The sequence below is a fragment of the Cellulomonas sp. Marseille-Q8402 genome (assembly GCF_965119525.1).
The window spans coordinates 1,697,766-1,713,639 of sequence record NZ_CBCPLX010000001.1 but is presented as its reverse complement, the minus strand read 5'-3'; the positions used below and the strand labels follow the sequence as shown (position 1 = coordinate 1,713,639).

Here is a 15,874-nt window from a genome sequence, read left to right as displayed (position 1 = left end):
GGCCCCGCCGAATCCCGGCGGCGCGGCTCCCTCCCGGCGCAGGGGCCGCGGGCTACGGTGGCCCCGGCGATCGAGCGGAGGGACGGACCACATGGGCGTGCTGCGGCCGGAGGGCTCGCTGCCCCCGCGCGTGTACTGGATCCGGCGCACCGTGGTCCTGGTCGTCGCGGCGGCGGTCGTCGTGCTCCTGGTTCTGGGCGTGCGGGCCCTGCTGCCGAGCGGCGACGAGGACGGCGACGCGGCACCCCCGCCGACCACCTCCGAGACCCCCGCGCCCGAGGACGAGGACACCAGCACGGGGACGCCGGCCTGCGACCCCGCGTCGCTGTCGGTCGCCCTGGCCGCGGACGCCACGACGTACCCCGCGGGCGCGCTGCCCACCTTCACGCTCACCCTGACCAACACCGGCGACGCCGCCTGCCTGGTCGACGCCGGCGAGGCGCAGCGGCAGATCCTCGTGACGTCGGGCAGCGACCGGATCTGGGCGAGCACCGACTGCGCGGCCGCCGACCCGCTGCAGCTGCTCCTGGCGCCGGACCAGGCCGACGAGCGTCAGGTGCAGTGGGACCGCGTGCGCTCCGCCGAGGGCTGCGCCACCGGCCAGGCCGAGGCGCTGCCGGGCACGTACCAGGCGGTGCTCACGCTGGCCGGGGTCAGCACCGAGCCGGTGGTGTTCGGGCTGGAGTGAGGCCGGCGCCTCAGACGTACCGCTCGAGGATGCTGGACTCCGCGAGCCGTGACAGCCCCTCGCGCACCGCCCGCGCGCGCTGCTCGCCGACGCCGTCCACGGCCATGAGGTCGTCGATGTTGGCCGCGAGCAGCTTCTGCAGGCCGCTGAAGTGCCCGACCAGGCGGTCGACGATCGCGGCGGGCAGGCGCGGGACCTTCGACATCAGCCGGTAGCCGCGCGGGCCGGTGGCGGCGTCGAGCATCTCCACGCCGCCGGGCAGGCCGAGCTCGCGCGCGATGAGCGCCAGGTCGAGCAGCTCCGTGGAGTCGAGCGCCGCCAGCGAGGTCTGGATCGTGTCGGCGTCGCGCCGCGAGGAGTCGAGGTAGTCGCGGATGACCAGCTCGCTGTCGGAGCCGATGCCGCCGGTGAGCTCGTCGAGCTGCAGGGACAGCAGGCGGCCGTCGGTGCCGAGCTCGACCACGTAGCCCGCGATCTCCTCGGAGATCCGGCGCACCATCTCCTGGCGCTGCACGACGACGCACACGTCGCGGACGGTGACCAGGTCCTCGATCTCGAGCGCCGACAGCGTGCCGCTGACCTCGTCGAGCCGGGACTTGTACCGCTCGAGCGTGGCGAGCGCCTGGTTGGCGCGGGACATGATCGCGTCGGCGTTCTCCAGCACGTGCCGCTGGTCGCCGACGTACAGGGCGATGATCCGCATGGAGGCCGACACCGAGATGACGGGCAGGCCGGTCTGCTTGGCGACCCGCTCGGCGGTGCGGTGCCGGGTGCCGGACTCCGAGGTCGAGATGGTCGGGTCCGGCAGCAGCTGCACGGCGGCGCGCACGATGCGGCGGCTGGCCGGGTCCATGACGATCGCGCCGTCCATCTTCGCGAGCTCGCGCAGCCGGGTGGCGGAGAACTCGACGTCGAGCTCGAACCCGCCCGAGCAGATGCTCTCGACCGTCGCGTCCAGGCCCAGCACGATGAGCGCGCCGGTGCGGCCGCGGAGGATGCGCTCGAGGCCGTCGCGCAGCTCGGTGCCGGGCGCGACCGCGGCCAGCGTGTGCCGCAGCAGGTCGTCGGGCGGCGTGGTGGTGGGCACGGCGCGATCCTACGGGGACCGGCCCCCGCGCGTCGGTCCGCACGCGCGCAGCGGACGTTGCGATGCGGTCACGGTCGTGTGGGTGCCGGCGGCTAGCGTGGCCGGCGTGACGACCACCCCCTCCGCCCGGGCCACGCGCCCCGCCTTCCGCTGCTCCGAGTGCGGGTGGACCACCTCCAAGTGGGTCGGCCGGTGCGGGGAGTGCCAGACGTGGGGCTCGGTCACCGAGGACACCGGCCCCGGCGGCGCGGCGCCGCGGACCGCCGTGATGGTCCCGCTGCGCGGTGCGGCCCGGCCGATCGCGGAGATCGACGTCGAGATCGCCCGGTCCCGGCCGACCGGCGTCGGGGAGCTGGACCGGGTGCTCGGCGGCGGGCTCGTGCCGGGCGCCGTCGTGCTGCTCGCGGGGGAGCCGGGCGTCGGCAAGTCCACGCTGCTGCTCGACGTCGCGGCGCGCGTCGCCACCGGCGGCCGGACCGTGCTCTACGTGACGGGCGAGGAGTCGGCGGGGCAGGTGAGGCTGCGCGCCGAGCGGATCGGCGCGCTCGCGGACACCCTGCTGCTGACGGCGGAGACCGACCTCGGGACGATCCTCGGCCACCTCGCGCAGACCGAGCCGGACCTGCTGGTGCTCGACTCGGTGCAGACGGTGGCGTCGTCCGCAGTCGAGGGGTCGCCCGGCGGCGTGGCGCAGGTGCGTGAGGTCGCGGCCTCGCTCATCGCGGCGGCGAAGGAGCGCGGGCTCCCCGTGGTCCTCGTCGGGCACGTCACCAAGGACGGCTCCGTGGCCGGACCCCGGACGCTCGAGCACCTCGTCGACGTCGTGTGCCAGTTCGAGGGCGACCGGCACTCGCGCCTGCGTCTGCTGCGCGCCACCAAGAACCGGTTCGGCCCGACGGACGAGGTCGGCTGCTTCGACCTCACCGAGTCGGGCATCGTCGGGCTCGCGGACCCGTCCGGGCTGTTCGTCTCGCACGAGCGGCACCACGTGCCGGGGACCTGCGTCACGGTGACGCTCGAGGGGCGGCGTCCCCTCGCCACCGAGGTGCAGGCGCTGGTCGCGCCCAGCATGCTGTCCAACCCCCGACGGACGACCAGCGGCGTCGACGGCAGCCGGCTCGCGATGGTCCTCGCCGTGCTGCAGCGGCGGGCCGGGCTGAAGGTCGGCGACCAGGACGTGTACGTCTCGACCGTCGGCGGCGCCCGGGTGGTCGAGCCGGGCGCCGACCTCGCGCTCGCGCTCGCCACGGTGAGCAGCCGGGAGAACGTCGCGCTGCCGCCGCGGCTCGTCGCGATCGGGGAGGTCGGGCTGGCGGGGGAGATCCGGCCCGTCACCGGCACCGTGCGCCGGCTGGCGGAGGCCGCCCGGCTCGGGTTCACCCACGCGGTCGTGCCGGCGGGCTCGCTCGAGCCCGGGCAGGCGCCGGAGGGCATGCGGGTCGCGCAGGCCGCCGACCTCGGCGAGGCGGTCCGCCTCACCCGCGCCGACACGGTCCGCCCCACCCCCACCCCCCACGACTGACCGGGCCCGCCCCGCCCGCCTGCCTCGCTGGGCCGCCCGGCTGCGCCGCCCGCCTGCCCCGCGAGGTCGTCATCCGCGCACGAGGTCGTCCCGCAGGAATGACGACCTCGGGCAGGAATGACGACCTCGCGGGTGGGGGCGGGGCGGGGGGCGGGGGCTAGGGTGGAGGCGCGACGTGCGGGGTCCACCGTCGTCGGCGCTGCGGCCAGTAGGCTGCCGCGGAACCTCCGGGACCGTGCGGGACTGCCGCGCGGCCCGGACCACGCAGTCGGCAGGGGAGTTCGTGCATGAGTGACACCGGGCGGTTCGGCAGCGAGCGGCCGCAGTGGCCGACCCTGCGCAGCGAGCCGACGTCGCCGACCGAGGCGGCTCCCGTGAGCCCCGAGCGCGCCGCGCCCCCGACGCTCGCCGCGCCCCCGACGCCCGCCGCACCCTCGACGCCCGCCGCGCCCTCGACGCCCGTCGCACCCCCGACGCCCGCCGCGCCCCCGACGCCCGCCGCACCCCCGACGCCTCCGCTGCCGGACCGCCGCAGCCGGCGCTACGCCGCCGCCGACGGGTCCGCGCCGGACGCCCCGGTGGAGCCCGTCGACACGCAGGCCCGTGCCGCGGCCCTCGCCCGGGCGGAGGCGGCGCTCGCCGCCGGGGACGCCGACGCCCGCACCTCGGCGCTCGAGCGCGCCGAGGCTGCGCTGGCCGCCGCCGCCCCGGACCCCGAGCCGACCGGCACCGCCGAGGGCGCGGAACCCGACGCGGGATCTCCGCCGCCGGCCCGCGGGCGCCGCCGGACCGTGGTCCTCGCCGCCGTGATCGCCGCCGTGCTGGTGCTCGGCGGCGCCGGTGCGGCCTGGTGGGCGACGCGCGACGACGGCGGTACCGCCGCTGCTCCGCCGGACGTCGTGCTGCCGTCCCCGACGGCGACCGCCGCGCCGGTCGCCCGCGCGGCGACGACGCCCTTCGCCACGGCGCTGCCCGCGACCGTCCTGCAGTACGCGCTGTCCGCGTCCGCCGACGACCCGGAGTGGATCGCGCAGAACGCGGTCGAGGCGTACGCCGAGACGTACTCGGACGGCGCCGACGGGACCGTCACCGTCCAGGCGGGCCAGTGGGAGACGCCGGAGGAGGCCGCCGCGGTGCTCGCGGCGGTGACCGCGGGCCTGCCGGCGGCGCCCGCGCCGGACGCGGCCACCGCCGAGCCGACCGCCGGCCCGACGGCATCCGCCGGGGCGCCCGCCGTGCTGGTGCAGGGCGAGGTCCTCGTCGACGGGCAGCCCACCGGCACCGTCACGGTCGTCGACGCCGGCGACGGCACGGGCGTCGCCGCCTGGAGCAACGGCACCACCGTGTTCCGGGTGACCGGGCCCGCTGCCGACATCGCGAACCTGTACGCCGCGTACCCGCTCTGACCCCGGCGCCGCCGGTCCCGCCCGCCCGCCGGCCCCGCCCCGCCCCGCCCCGCCGGCCCGGCCCCGCCCCGCCGGTCCCGCCGTGCGCGGCGGCGCGCGGTGGGATAGGACGGACGGAGGCGGCCCGACGGCGCGACCGCCGTGCGCGACCCGCGGCGCCGTCCTCCCGGCCGGTGCCCACCGACGGAGGAGGACCATGGCTCGCATCGGCACCACCGACCTGGACGTGCTGCCGCTCAACCTGGGCGGCAACGTGTTCGGCTGGACCGCGGACGAGGACGACTCGTTCGCCGTCCTCGACGCGTTCACCGAGGGCAGCGGCAGCTTCGTCGACACGGCGGACGTCTACTCCCAGTGGGCGCCCGGGCACGAGGGCGGCGAGTCGGAGGCGGTGATCGGCCGCTGGATGGCGGCCCGCGGCAACCGGGCGGACGTCGTCGTCGCGACGAAGGTGGGCAAGCTCTCGACCCACCTCGGGACCTCGCGCGCCGTCGTGCGGGACGCCGTCGAGCAGTCGCTGAAGCGGCTCGGCACGGACTACGTCGACCTCTACTACGCGCACGCCGACGACCCGGCGACCCCGCTCGAGGAGACGGTCGCCGCGCTGGGTGAGGTCGTCGCCGAGGGCAAGGCCCGGTACGTTGCGGCGTCGAACTTCTCCGCGGAGCGGCTGGCCGAGGCGCTGCGGATCGCCGACGAGCTCGGGGTGGCGCGGTTCGTCGCGCTGCAGCCGCACTACAACCTGGTGCACCGCGACGACTACGAGGGCCCGCTGCAGGAGCTCGCTGTCCGCGAGGGGCTCGGCGTGCTGCCGTACTCGTCGCTCGCGAGCGGGTTCCTCACCGGCAAGTACCGCGACGGGTCGCCCGCCGTGGACAGCCCGCGGGCCGGCAGCGCCGCGCGCTACCTGGACGACCGCGGGCGCCGCGTGCTCGCGGCGCTCGACGAGGTCGCCGCGGCGCACGGCACGTCGGTCACCGCGGTCTCCCTCGCGTGGCTGCGCGTGCAGCCCGGGGTGGTGGCGCCGATCGCCAGCGCCCGCTCGGTGGCGCAGCTGCCCGACCTGATGGCCGGTGCGCACCTGCAGCTCACCGACGACGAGGTCGTCGCCCTGGGTGCCGCCGCGGCCTGAGGTCGGCCGGGGCCCGGGTCAGCCCGCGGCCCCGGCGGCCGGTGCCGGCGCGTCCGGCGCGGTCGCCAGAGGCAGCCGCACGGTGAACGTCGTCGCGCCGGGCGTGCCGTCGACGTCGATGGTCCCGCCGTGCGCGGTGACGACGGCGTGCACGATCGCGAGCCCCAGCCCGGTCGACCCCGCGGCCCGGTTCCGGGAGGCGTCGCCGCGGGCGAACCGCTCGAACAGCCGTGACCGCAGCGGCTCGGGGATGCCGGGCCCGTCGTCGCGCACGCGCAGCACGGCGCGGTCGCCCTCCTGCCCGACCGCGACGACCACCGTCGTCCCGGCAGGGGTGTGCACCCGCGCGTTGGTCACGAGGTTGACCAGCACCTGGCGCAGCCGGTGCTCGTCGCCGACGACGAGCGCCGCGGCGGGGTCGTCTTCTTCGTCGCCGGGCAGGTCCAGCCGCCAGAGGTGGTCCCGGCCGGCGACGTGCGCGTCGGCGACGGCGTCGACCGCGAGCGCGGCCAGGTCGACCTCCTCCAGATCGAGGTCCCGGCCCGCGTCGAGCCGGGCCAGCAGCAGCATGTCCTCGACCAGCGACGTCATCCGGCGCGCCTCGGACTCGACCCGGTCCATCGACCGCACGACGTCGTCGGGCAGCCGGCCGGGCAGGCGCCGCACCAGCTCGGCGTACCCGCGGATCGACGCGAGGGGAGTGCGCAGCTCGTGGCTGGCGTCCGCGACGAACCGCCGCACCTGCGTCTCCGACTCGTGCCGGGACGTCAGCGCCGACTCGACGTGGCCCAGCATCCGGTTCAGCGCGGCGCCGACCTGGCCGACCTCCGTCGTGGGGTCGGTGTCCTCGTCCGGCACGCGCTCCCGGATGTCGACCTCGCCGCGGGACAGCGGCATCTCGGACACCCGGGCGGCGGTCGCGGCGACCCGGTCCAGCGGGCGCAGCTCGCGCCGCACCAGCACGGTGGCCAGCGCGGCGGCGACGGCGAGTCCCAGCACCGCGACCAGGACCTCGACCACGAGGAACTCGTCGACGGTCGTCGTCACCCCGGCGGTGGGGATGGCGGTGACGGACGTGTCCCCGGAGTCGGAGACCACGGAGACGACGCGGTAGCTGCCGAGATCGGGCAGCTCGACGGACTCGGGGGTGCCGTCGGGCGTGACGGCGAGCAGCGCGGCGAGCTGGGCGTCCGTGAGCTCCTGCACCTCGGCCGACCCGTCCAGGTAGCCGGCCTGCACCGTGCCGTCGTCCGCGCGCTCGAACACGCTGACCGTGCCGACGTCCTGGCCGGGCAGGCCGAAGGCGGGCGGGACGTCGCCGCCGCCGGGCCGGGGCGTGTCGCCGTCGTCCTGCGTCGGGGCCTCCCCGCGGTCGAGCCGGTCGGGGGCGGCCACGGCACGCTGGCTGGCGGAGGTGAGCCGCTGGTCGATCTGGTCGAGCAGGGACGTGCGCAGCGCCAGCGTCGACACCAGGCCCATCACCGCCGCCACGGCGGCGAGCAGCGTGAGGACGACGGCGACCAGCCGCCGCCGCAGCGTCCAGCGCGGCCGGCGCCCGCTCACGCCGCGGGCTTGAGGACGTACCCGACGCCGCGCAGGGTGTGCAGCATCGGCTCGCGGCCCTTGTCGATCTTGCGGCGCAGGTACGACACGTACAGCTCGACGATGTTGGCCTGCCCGCCGAAGTCGTACTGCCACACCCGGTCGAGGATCTGCGCCTTGGACAGCACGCGCTTGGGGTTGCGCATGAAGTAGCGGAGCAGCTCGAACTCGGTCGCGGTCAGCCGGATGTCGACGCCGCCGCGGGACACCTCGTGCGCGTCCTCGTCCATCCGCAGGTCGCCGACGACCAGGACGGCCTCCTCCCGCTCGGACACGGCACCGGCGCGGCGGAGCAGGGCACGCAGGCGGGCGACGACCTCCTCCAGGCTGAACGGCTTGGTCACGTAGTCGTCGCCGCCGGCGGTCAGCCCGGCGATCCGGTCCTCCACCGCGTCCTTGGCGGTGAGGAACAGCACCGGGACGTGCGGGTGGGTGGCGCGGATGCGGCGCAGCACCTCCAGCCCGGACAGGTCGGGGAGCATGACGTCGAGCAGGATGACGTCGGGCTCGAGCGTGCGCGCCTGCTTGATCGCCGACTGCCCGGTGAGGGCGTGCTCGACCTGCCAGCCCTCGTAGCGCAGGGCCGTGGAGAGCAGCTCGGCGAGGGTGGCCTCGTCGTCGACGACGAGGGCGCGGACCGGCTGGCCGTCCGCTCGGGTGAGGGCGTCGCGCTGGAGCGTGGAGGTGGTCATGGCACGAGCATGCGTGCGCGGCCTGAGCCGGCCCTGACGCGCTCCTGTGGGTTTCCTGTGCGCCGCACCGGGCTCAGTCGGCCTCGATCACCGACAGCACGTTGCCGGACGGATCCGTGAACCAGGCGATCAGCGGGCCCCCGCCACGGAACACCCCGTCCTCGTCGGTCTGGGTCGGCGTCCCCTCGTACCGCTCGAACCGCACCCCGCGGCCCCGCAGCTCCGCCACGGCGGCGGGGACGTCCGGGACCGGGAAGTTGAGCACCGTGTACGAGGCGGGGGTGTGCGCCTCGCCCTTGGGGTAGAGCAGCACGTCCCGGCCGCCGGACAGGTGCAGCCAGAGCATCCCGCCCTGCTCCTCGGCGTCGAGGCCGAGGACGTCGCCGTAGAACGCCCGCGCGGCGGCCGTGTCGGACACCGAGAACCCGCTGAACCCTGCGCTGAGATCGAGCATGACGGCCCCTTCGTCGTCGGTCGGTGCCCCCAGCGTGCACCCGCGGAGGCCGCCGCGTGAAGGTCCGGCGCGGGTCCGGCGCGGCTCCGGGGCGGGCCGGGGCGCGGCCACGCGGACCCACAGGGCACCACCCGAGCCCGCCCAGGCGGGTCTCAGCGTCGCTCGGTGGAGTAGGGGTCGACGCCCCGGCCCCGGGGCGGCCCGACCGAGGGAGCAACGCGATGACCGTCCTGGACGCACCCGCACCGGTGGACCCCGCAGCAGCGACGCCCGCCGGCACCTGGCTCACCGCGACCGTCCGGCCCGCCGGCTCCTTCGGACGTGCGGACGCGGGGCGGCTCCGTGCGCTGCTCGACGCGCTGTCGGCGTGCGCGTCGGTCGTGGTGCTGGACCTGGGCTCGGCACGGCTGCGCAGCCGCCGCGCCGCCCAGGTGGTGGACGAGGCCGCCACCCGGCTCGAGGCCCGCGGCGGCTGCCTGCTCTGCGTGCACGCCGACGACGTGACGCGCGCCCACCTCGCCGGCGCCGGCCCGCACGCGGTGGTGCTGGACGGCGACGCGGACCCGGCCCCGGGCGGGGGCGGCGCCGCGGGCGCGTGGCGCTGACCGGTCGCCGGGCCGGGCTCGGCGGGCGCGCGTCCGGGCGACCTGGTGGAGGAATGGTGTGCGGCCCCGGTGCGGCCGCCGCGGCGTCGACCGCCTCCCCTACGGTGGTCCACATGCCCCGTCCGTCCTCCGCCCCGCCGACCGCCTGGCGCGGGCCCGAGCCCGCCGGCGGCCCGTCGGGGCCGACGCCGGCAGCCGGCCCGCGCTGGCGCACGCCCGCCGGGACGGCGCGCCGGGTGGCCGCGGCGCTGCTCGTGGCCGTCGTCGCGGCGGCCGGCATCGGGGTCACGTGGCGGGTGTTCGTCGGCACCGAGCACGGCCAGGCCGTGGACCAGTCCTCCCTCGACGGCGCCCACATCGGCCAGAACCGCCTCTGGGAGGTCGCCGAGCCCGTCCTCGACGTCGTCTCCGTCGGGTTCATCGCGGCGGCGATCGTCACGTGCGCGGTGATCGCGTTCGTCCGGCGGCGCTGGGGCCTGGCCCTGGTGGCGGCCGGCGTGCTCGTCGGCGCGAACGTGACGACGCGGGTGCTGAAGTACTGGGTGCTGGACCGCCCGGAGCTGGGGCACGGCCCGGAGTTCAACACGCTGCCGTCCGGGCACACCACGGCTGCGGCGTCGGTCGCGGCCGCGGTGCTGCTGGTCGTCCCGCCGCGCGCCCGCCCGTGGGCCGCCGTGCTGGGCGCGGCGTACGCCGGGGCCACCGGCGTCAGCACGCTGATCGGGCAGTGGCACCGCCCGTCCGACGTGGTGGCGGGCCTGCTCGTCGTCCTGCTCTGGGGCGCGCTGGGCTGCGCCGCCCTCGCGCTGGGCGTGGACACCCGGTCCGACGCCCACCCGCCGACGGCGGCGGTGCGCGCCGTCCCGTCCCGGCCGCACCGGCCGGACGCCGTCGGGGCCCGCGTCGCGCTGGTGCTGCTGGCCGCGGTCGCCGTGCTGGCGGGAGCCGCCGGTGCGGTCGCGCTGCGCCGCACCTGGCTGTCCGACGACCCGGTCGGCACCACGGCCGCGCTGCTGACGTCGTACGGTGGCGGGGCGCTGGGCATCGTCGCGGTGGCGGCAGCGGCTTCCGGGGCGCTGCTGGCGCTGCGCAGGTCCGCCACATCAGGGTCGGCCCAGGTGGGACCGACGTCGTAGAGTTCCCCCGCACAGGGGGGCGGCACGCCGTCGTCGCCACCGGCGCGACGGCCGATCCGGGCACGCGGTCCCGCACCCGCCCGGGCAGTTCGAGGAAGCAGGAGTTCATGTCCGCAGGTCGCAAGCTGGTCATCGTGGAGTCGCCGGCGAAGGCGCGCACGATCGCCGGGTACCTCGGCGACGACTACGAGGTCGAGGCCAGCGTCGGGCACATCCGCGACCTCCCGCAGCCCAGCGAGCTGCCCGCGGAGATGAAGAAGGGGCCCTTCGGGAAGTTCGCGGTCGACGTCGACAACGGCTTCGAGCCGTACTACGTCGTCGACTCCGACAAGAAGAAGAAGGTCGCCGAGCTCAAGCGGCTGCTCAAGGAGGCCGACGAGCTCTACCTCGCCACCGACGAGGACCGCGAGGGCGAGGCCATCGCGTGGCACCTGCTGCAGGAGCTGAAGCCCAAGGTCCCGGTCAAGCGGATGGTGTTCCACGAGATCACCCGCGAGGCCATCACCCGCGCGCTGGAGAACACCCGCGAGCTGGACGACCGCCTGGTCGACGCCCAGGAGACCCGTCGCATCCTCGACCGCCTGTACGGGTACGAGGTCAGCCCGGTGCTGTGGCGCAAGGTCCGCCAGGGCCTGTCCGCCGGCCGCGTGCAGTCCGTCGCGACCCGCCTGGTCGTGGAGCGCGAGCGCGAGCGCATGGCGTTCCGCGCCGCCGACTACTGGGACCTCACCGCGACGTTCGCCGTCGAGGACTCCGCGGAGCCGACGTTCGACGCGCGGCTGCTGCAGCTCGGCGAGCGCCGCGTGGCCTCGGGCCGCGACTTCGGCGACGACGGCGTGCTCAAGGGCAGCGCCGCGACCCGCCCGGTGCACCTGGACGAGGGTGCGGCGCACGCGTGGGTGTCCGCCCTGGACGGGGCCGACTTCGCGGTGCGGTCGCTCGAGACCAAGCCGTACACCCGCCGCCCGGCGGCGCCGTTCACCACGTCGACGCTGCAGCAGGAGGCCAGCCGCAAGCTGCGCATGGCGTCCCGGCAGACCATGCGGACCGCGCAGACGCTGTACGAGAACGGCTACATCACCTACATGCGGACCGACTCGCCCGTGCTGAGCACGCAGGCGATCGACGCCGCGCGCCGCCAGGCCGCCGAGCTGTACGGCGCCGACCACGTGCCGGACAAGCCGCGCGTGTACGCGTCGAAGAGCAAGGGCGCGCAGGAGGCGCACGAGGCCATCCGCCCCGCGGGGGACAACTTCCGCACGCCGGCGCAGGTGGCCCGCGAGCTGTCCGGCGACCAGTTCCGCCTGTACGAGCTGATCTGGAAGCGCACCGTCGCCTCGCAGATGGCCGACGCCCGCGGGTCCACCGCGTCCGTCCGGATCGCCGCGACGGTCCCCGCCCCGGCGCTGCCCGGGGGCAGCACCGCGGCCGACGGCCCGGCGGCCGGTGCACCGACCCCGGCCGTGTTCGCCGCCAGCGGCACCGTGATCACCTTCCGCGGGTTCCTCGCGGCGTACGAGGAGGGGCGCGACGTCGACCGGTACGCCGGCGACTCGGAGGCCGCCGCGTCCGACGCGGGCGCCAAGGACGCCCGGCTGCCGCAGATGGCCGAGGGCGACGCCGTGGCGGCGTCCGACCTGACCGCCGACGGCCACCGCACCTCCCCGCCGCCGCGGTTCACCGAGGCCAGCCTGGTCAAGGCGCTGGAGGAGCGCGGCATCGGCCGCCCGTCCACCTACGCCGCGACCATCTCGGTCATCCAGGACCGCGGCTACGTGATCAGCAGGGGACAGGCGCTGGTCCCCACCTGGCTGGCGTTCGCCGTCACGCGGCTGCTGGAGGAGAACTTCGACCGGCTGGTCGACTACGACTTCACCGCCTCGATGGAGGAGGACCTCGACGCCATCGCCGCCGGCCAGAAGGACCGCGTCGAGTGGCTGACCCGGTTCTACTTCGGCTCGGCCGCGGCCGAGGGGCCGGACGGCGACGGTCTGCGCGAGCTGGTCGCGAACCTCGGCGAGATCGACGCCCGCGAGGTCAACTCGATCGACATCGGCGACGGCATCACGCTGCGCGTCGGCCGGTACGGCCCGTACATCGAGGACAGCGCCGGCGAGCCCGGCGAGGACGGCAACCCGCGCCGGGCGTCGGTGCCGGACGACCTCGCCCCCGACGAGCTCACCGTCGCCAAGGCCCGCGAGCTGCTCGAGACCCAGCCCGAGGGCGACCTCGTGCTCGGCACCGACCCGGGCACGGGCACGACGATCGTCGCGAAGAACGGCCGCTACGGCCCGTACGTGACGGAGCTGCTGCCCGAGCCGGAGCTCGACCCGGGCCTGTCCGCGGCAGCGAAGAAGCGCGCGCTGGCGGCGGCGCCCAAGCCCCGCACCGGTTCGCTGCTGAAGTCGCAGCAGCTGCAGACGATCACCCTCGAGGACGCGCTGCAGCTGCTCAGTCTGCCGCGCGTCGTCGGCACCGACCCGGAGACGGGCACGGAGATCACGGCCCAGAACGGCCGCTACGGGCCCTACCTGAAGCGCGGCACGGACTCGCGCACGCTGCCGTCGGAGGAGGCGATCTTCACCACCACGCTGGAGGAGGCGCTCGCCATCTACGCGCAGCCCAAGCGCGGTCGTGGCGCCACCGCCACCCCGCCGCTGCGCGAGCTGGGGGAGGACCCGACCTCCAAGAAGCCGATCGTGGTGAAGGACGGCCGGTTCGGCGCCTACGTCACCGACGGCGAGACCAACCGCACGCTGCCGCGCGACGTGACGCCCGAGTCGATCACCCCCGAGCAGGCGGTCGAGCTGCTCGCGGAGAAGCGGGCGCAGGCGCCGAAGAAGAAGCCGGCCGCCCGCAAGGCCGCCGCGCCGCGCAAGAAGGCCGCGGCGAAGAAGTAGCCGGTCGCCGTGCTTCCACCTCCGGCGGAGGTGGAAGTGCGGCACCGGTCCGGCACCGGGCGGCTCAGAGCTCCCAGACCGCCCAGCCGCGCGCGGGGACGCCTGCTCCGGCGGCCGTGCCGGCGACCGCGCGCGCCCCTGCGGGGACGTCGGGCGACCACGGCTCGGCCGCCAGGTTGAGCGCGACCAGCAGCCCCGCGCTGCCGTCCGCCGCGCGCGCCTCGTAGGCGAGGTGCTCGTTCGTCACCTCGACGACGTGCGTCCGGGCCGTGTGCAGCCACGGGTGCCGCCGGCGGAGCCCGAGCAGCGCCTGGTGCCGGTGGTAGGCCGCCCACCCCTCGGGCGCGCGGTCGGGACCCGCGAGGTCGCCGGGCGTCGGGGGGTACGGGGGTCGCACCGCGTCGTCGCCGCCCGCCCGGTCCTCCTTGACCCCGCGGTACGCCTGCTCGTCGCCGTAGTAGACCGCCGGGGTGCCGCCGACGGTGGCGAGCACCACCAGCGCGTGCCCGGCCAGCGCGGGGTCGCCGACCTGGTCGGCGATCCGGGTGACGTCGTGGTTCCCTACGAACGTGTAGGGCACGAAGGCGTCCAGGAACGCGTCGTGCCGGCCGAGCGTCCACGCGAGCTCGTGCCAGTTGTGGTCGTGGATCGCGCTCCAGGTCGCCTTCCACAGCTCGTACTGCGTGACCGAGTCGACGCCCGACTCCGCGACGAACGCCGGGTAGTCGCCGTGGATGACCTCGCCCACGAGGTACGCGTCGGGGTGCCGCTCGCGGACCCGCGCCGTGACCTGCGCCCAGAACGCCGCCGGCACCGCGTACGCCGCGTCGAGCCGCCAGCCGTCGGCGCCCGCGTCGAGCCAGTGCGTCATCACGTCGGCGACCAGGTCGACGACGCGGGGCGAGTCGTGGTTCAGCGTGACGAGCGCGCGGTGCCCCTCGAAGCAGTCCCACTCGGGACCGGTGTCGCGCCAGGTGATCCGGAACAGGTCCGCCTCGGGCGACCCCGGCCCGCCGGCGAGCGCGGCGCGGAACTGCGGGTGCTGCTCGCCGACGTGGTTGAACACGCCGTCGAGCAGCACCCGGACGCCGCGGTCGTGCGCCGCGGCGATCAGCCGGTCCAGGTCGGCGCGGTCGCCCAGCCGGGGGTCCACCCGGAGGTGGTCGACCGTGTCGTAGCCGTGCGTGCTCGACGCGAAGACCGGGCCGAGCGCCAGGCCGTTGAGGCCGAGGTCGACCACGTAGTCGAGCCACTGCTCGAGGTGCGCCAGCCGGTGCGTGACGGGGGTGCGGTCGTCGGCGACGGGCTCGGCGCCGGCGAAGCCCAGCGGGTACACGTGCCACCACATCGCGTGGTCCACCCACGTGGGCGCCATCGGGCCTCCTTGGTCGGGTCGGTCCGTCGACCCTCGCAGGTCAGGGGCGTGGTGTCATCTCGTCGGGAGGGGCCGGTGCCGGCCGGTACCGGCCCCTCCTGGAGCCGTGCGGGGTCAGTGCGCCCGGTGCGGCTCGGGCTCGGGCAGCCCGGCGTCGGTGCGGACCCGCCGGGAGAGGCCCTCGATCGACCGGAGCGCGTCCACCAGGTCCGGCACCCGCACCGTGAAGGGCATCGCGTGGATGGTCTCGCCCTCGGTGGTCGCCAGCTCGGCCACCCGCGTGAGGTCGTCGACGTCGTCGGTGGTGAGCCCGATCTCGGTGAGCGTCGTCGGGAGCCCCACCCGCGTCGTGAACGCCACGAAGTCCCGGATCTCCTGCGTCGGCGCTCCCTCCAGCACCAGCTGGGTGAGGGAGCCGATGTTGACCTTCTGCCCGTGCGTGAGGCCGTGGGTCTGCGGCGCCGCCGTCAGCCCGTTGTGGATCGCGTGCGCGGCCGCCAGGCCGCCGGACTCGAAGCCCAGGCCCGAGAGCAGGGTGTTCGCCTCGACGACCTTCTCGACCGACGGCGTGACCAGGTGCTCGCGGACGGCCTCGATCGCCGGGAGGGCGTGCTCCCACAGGATGTCCCAGGACAGCCGCGCCAGCGCGGTGCCGGTGGCCGTCGGCAGCCCGCCGGCCATCGTCGTGGCGTCGGTGCGGGCCACCGCGCGCGCCTCGATCCAGGTGGCGAGCGCGTCCCCGACGCCGGCGACGAGGAACCGCACGGGGGCGTTCGCCACCAGCTGCGTGTCGACCAGCACCAGGTCGGGGTTCCGCGGGAAGAACCGGTACTCCTCGAACCCGCCGTGGTCGTCGTAGATCACCGACAGCGCCGAGCACGGCGCGTCGGTGGAGGCGACGGTCGGCACGGACACCCACCGGATCCCCGCGAGGTGACCGGCGGCCTTGACGGCGTCGATCGTCGACCCACCGCCGACGCCGACGACGACGTCCGCGCCGGTCTCGCGGATGCGGGCGGCGATGCCGTCGACGGCCGGGGCGGTGGCGTACACCCCGAAGCCGTCGCGGGTCAGCGGCAGACCGGCGGCCTCGAAGGACGCGGTCACCGCGTCCCCGACGAACCCCCAGACGGTGTCGTCGGCGACGACCAGCGGGGTGCGGCCGATCGGCTCGACCAGCTCGCCGAGGCGCGCGATCGCCCCGCGGCCCTGGGCGTAGCGCCCGGGGCTGATCAGGGTGCGGACGGGCGGCTGCTCCAGGGGTGCGGACACGGC

The 15,874-nt window shown here is 76.1% G+C and carries 13 protein-coding genes; 7 read left to right on the top strand and 6 right to left on the bottom strand.

All coding sequences use genetic code 11. From position 1 onward, the window contains the following. Positions 1 to 91 precede the first annotated feature (91 nt). Positions 92 to 688, top strand: a complete 597-nt coding sequence (locus tag ACWPWW_RS07775; protein WP_454049748.1) for a hypothetical protein — start codon at positions 92 to 94, stop codon at positions 686 to 688. Positions 689 to 698: 10 nt separating this feature from the next. Here the strand turns inward: ACWPWW_RS07775 and disA are convergent, their stop codons facing one another. Beyond that, on the bottom strand, positions 699 to 1,775 hold the full coding sequence (disA, locus tag ACWPWW_RS07770) for a DNA integrity scanning diadenylate cyclase DisA (RefSeq protein WP_454049747.1): 1,077 nt from the start codon (positions 1,773 to 1,775) through the stop codon (positions 699 to 701). A 106-nt stretch (positions 1,776 to 1,881) separates the two neighbouring features. Here disA and radA point away from each other — a divergent pair, with 106 nt between their 5' ends. The 3 genes from radA to ACWPWW_RS07755 all read left to right on the top strand — a co-directional run bounded on the left by radA (position 1,882) and on the right by ACWPWW_RS07755 (position 5,835). Further along, positions 1,882 to 3,297 carry a DNA repair protein RadA gene (gene radA / locus ACWPWW_RS07765; RefSeq protein ID WP_454049746.1) on the top strand — a complete coding sequence of 472 codons (1,416 nt, stop codon included), beginning with the start codon at positions 1,882 to 1,884 and terminating at the stop codon, positions 3,295 to 3,297. Between the two features lie 287 nt (positions 3,298 to 3,584). Further along, positions 3,585 to 4,703: a hypothetical protein gene (locus ACWPWW_RS07760; RefSeq protein WP_454049745.1), complete on the top strand. Its 1,119-nt coding sequence runs from the start codon at positions 3,585 to 3,587 to the stop codon at positions 4,701 to 4,703. Positions 4,704 to 4,899: 196 nt separating this feature from the next. Next, the gene (locus ACWPWW_RS07755; RefSeq protein ID WP_454049744.1) at positions 4,900 to 5,835 is read left to right on the top strand and encodes an aldo/keto reductase; all 936 of its coding nucleotides are present in this window, start codon (positions 4,900 to 4,902) and stop codon (positions 5,833 to 5,835) included. 18 nt (positions 5,836 to 5,853) lie between these two features. On the opposite strand, the gene ACWPWW_RS07750 is transcribed toward ACWPWW_RS07755, so the two are convergent. From ACWPWW_RS07750 to ACWPWW_RS07740, 3 genes are all read right to left on the bottom strand, one after another. Continuing rightward, a complete protein-coding gene (locus ACWPWW_RS07750) occupies positions 5,854 to 7,398 on the bottom strand; it encodes a sensor histidine kinase (protein ID WP_454049743.1) in 1,545 nt (514 codons plus the stop codon). Next, positions 7,395 to 8,129 (bottom strand): response regulator transcription factor, encoded by a 735-nt coding sequence (locus ACWPWW_RS07745; protein WP_454049742.1) that lies wholly within the window; start codon positions 8,127 to 8,129, stop codon positions 7,395 to 7,397. Before ACWPWW_RS07745 ends, ACWPWW_RS07750 begins: the two co-directional genes overlap by 4 nt. Positions 8,130 to 8,202: 73 nt before the next feature. After that, the gene (locus ACWPWW_RS07740; RefSeq protein ID WP_454049741.1) at positions 8,203 to 8,583 is read right to left on the bottom strand and encodes a VOC family protein; all 381 of its coding nucleotides are present in this window, start codon (positions 8,581 to 8,583) and stop codon (positions 8,203 to 8,205) included. A 221-nt stretch (positions 8,584 to 8,804) separates the two neighbouring features. Here ACWPWW_RS07740 and ACWPWW_RS07735 point away from each other — a divergent pair, with 221 nt between their 5' ends. The 3 genes from ACWPWW_RS07735 to topA all read left to right on the top strand — a co-directional run bounded on the left by ACWPWW_RS07735 (position 8,805) and on the right by topA (position 13,224). Continuing rightward, positions 8,805 to 9,188 (top strand): hypothetical protein, encoded by a 384-nt coding sequence (locus ACWPWW_RS07735; protein ID WP_454049740.1) that lies wholly within the window; start codon positions 8,805 to 8,807, stop codon positions 9,186 to 9,188. A 113-nt stretch (positions 9,189 to 9,301) separates the two neighbouring features. Next, positions 9,302 to 10,324, top strand: a complete 1,023-nt coding sequence (locus ACWPWW_RS07730) for a phosphatase PAP2 family protein (protein ID WP_454049739.1) — start codon at positions 9,302 to 9,304, stop codon at positions 10,322 to 10,324. Between the two features lie 107 nt (positions 10,325 to 10,431). Next, a complete protein-coding gene (gene topA, locus ACWPWW_RS07725; protein WP_454049738.1) occupies positions 10,432 to 13,224 on the top strand; it encodes a type I DNA topoisomerase in 2,793 nt (930 codons plus the stop codon). A gap of 64 nt (positions 13,225 to 13,288) precedes the next feature. Here the strand turns inward: topA and ACWPWW_RS07720 are convergent, their stop codons facing one another. Both ACWPWW_RS07720 and ACWPWW_RS07715 read right to left on the bottom strand, forming a co-directional pair. After that, positions 13,289 to 14,599, bottom strand: coding sequence for an alpha-amylase family protein (locus tag ACWPWW_RS07720; RefSeq protein WP_454049737.1), 1,311 nt, complete (start codon positions 14,597 to 14,599; stop codon positions 13,289 to 13,291). Between the two features lie 114 nt (positions 14,600 to 14,713). Next, positions 14,714 to 15,871: a glycerol dehydrogenase gene (locus ACWPWW_RS07715; protein ID WP_454049736.1), complete on the bottom strand. Its 1,158-nt coding sequence runs from the start codon at positions 15,869 to 15,871 to the stop codon at positions 14,714 to 14,716. Between the last annotated feature and the right edge of the window lie 3 nt (positions 15,872 to 15,874).

Coding starts and splice junctions, on each gene's coding strand:
- ACWPWW_RS07775 (WP_454049748.1), top strand. CDS start 92: ATGGGCGTGCTGCGGCCGGAGGGCTCGCTGCCCCCGCGCGTGTACTGG.
- ACWPWW_RS07760 (WP_454049745.1), top strand. CDS start 3,585: ATGAGTGACACCGGGCGGTTCGGCAGCGAGCGGCCGCAGTGGCCGACC.
- ACWPWW_RS07755 (WP_454049744.1), top strand. CDS start 4,900: ATGGCTCGCATCGGCACCACCGACCTGGACGTGCTGCCGCTCAACCTG.
- ACWPWW_RS07745 (WP_454049742.1), bottom strand. CDS start 8,129: ATGACCACCTCCACGCTCCAGCGCGACGCCCTCACCCGAGCGGACGGC.
- ACWPWW_RS07740 (WP_454049741.1), bottom strand. CDS start 8,583: ATGCTCGATCTCAGCGCAGGGTTCAGCGGGTTCTCGGTGTCCGACACG.
- ACWPWW_RS07735 (WP_454049740.1), top strand. CDS start 8,805: ATGACCGTCCTGGACGCACCCGCACCGGTGGACCCCGCAGCAGCGACG.
- ACWPWW_RS07730 (WP_454049739.1), top strand. CDS start 9,302: ATGCCCCGTCCGTCCTCCGCCCCGCCGACCGCCTGGCGCGGGCCCGAG.
- topA (WP_454049738.1), top strand. CDS start 10,432: ATGTCCGCAGGTCGCAAGCTGGTCATCGTGGAGTCGCCGGCGAAGGCG.
- ACWPWW_RS07720 (WP_454049737.1), bottom strand. CDS start 14,599: ATGGCGCCCACGTGGGTGGACCACGCGATGTGGTGGCACGTGTACCCG.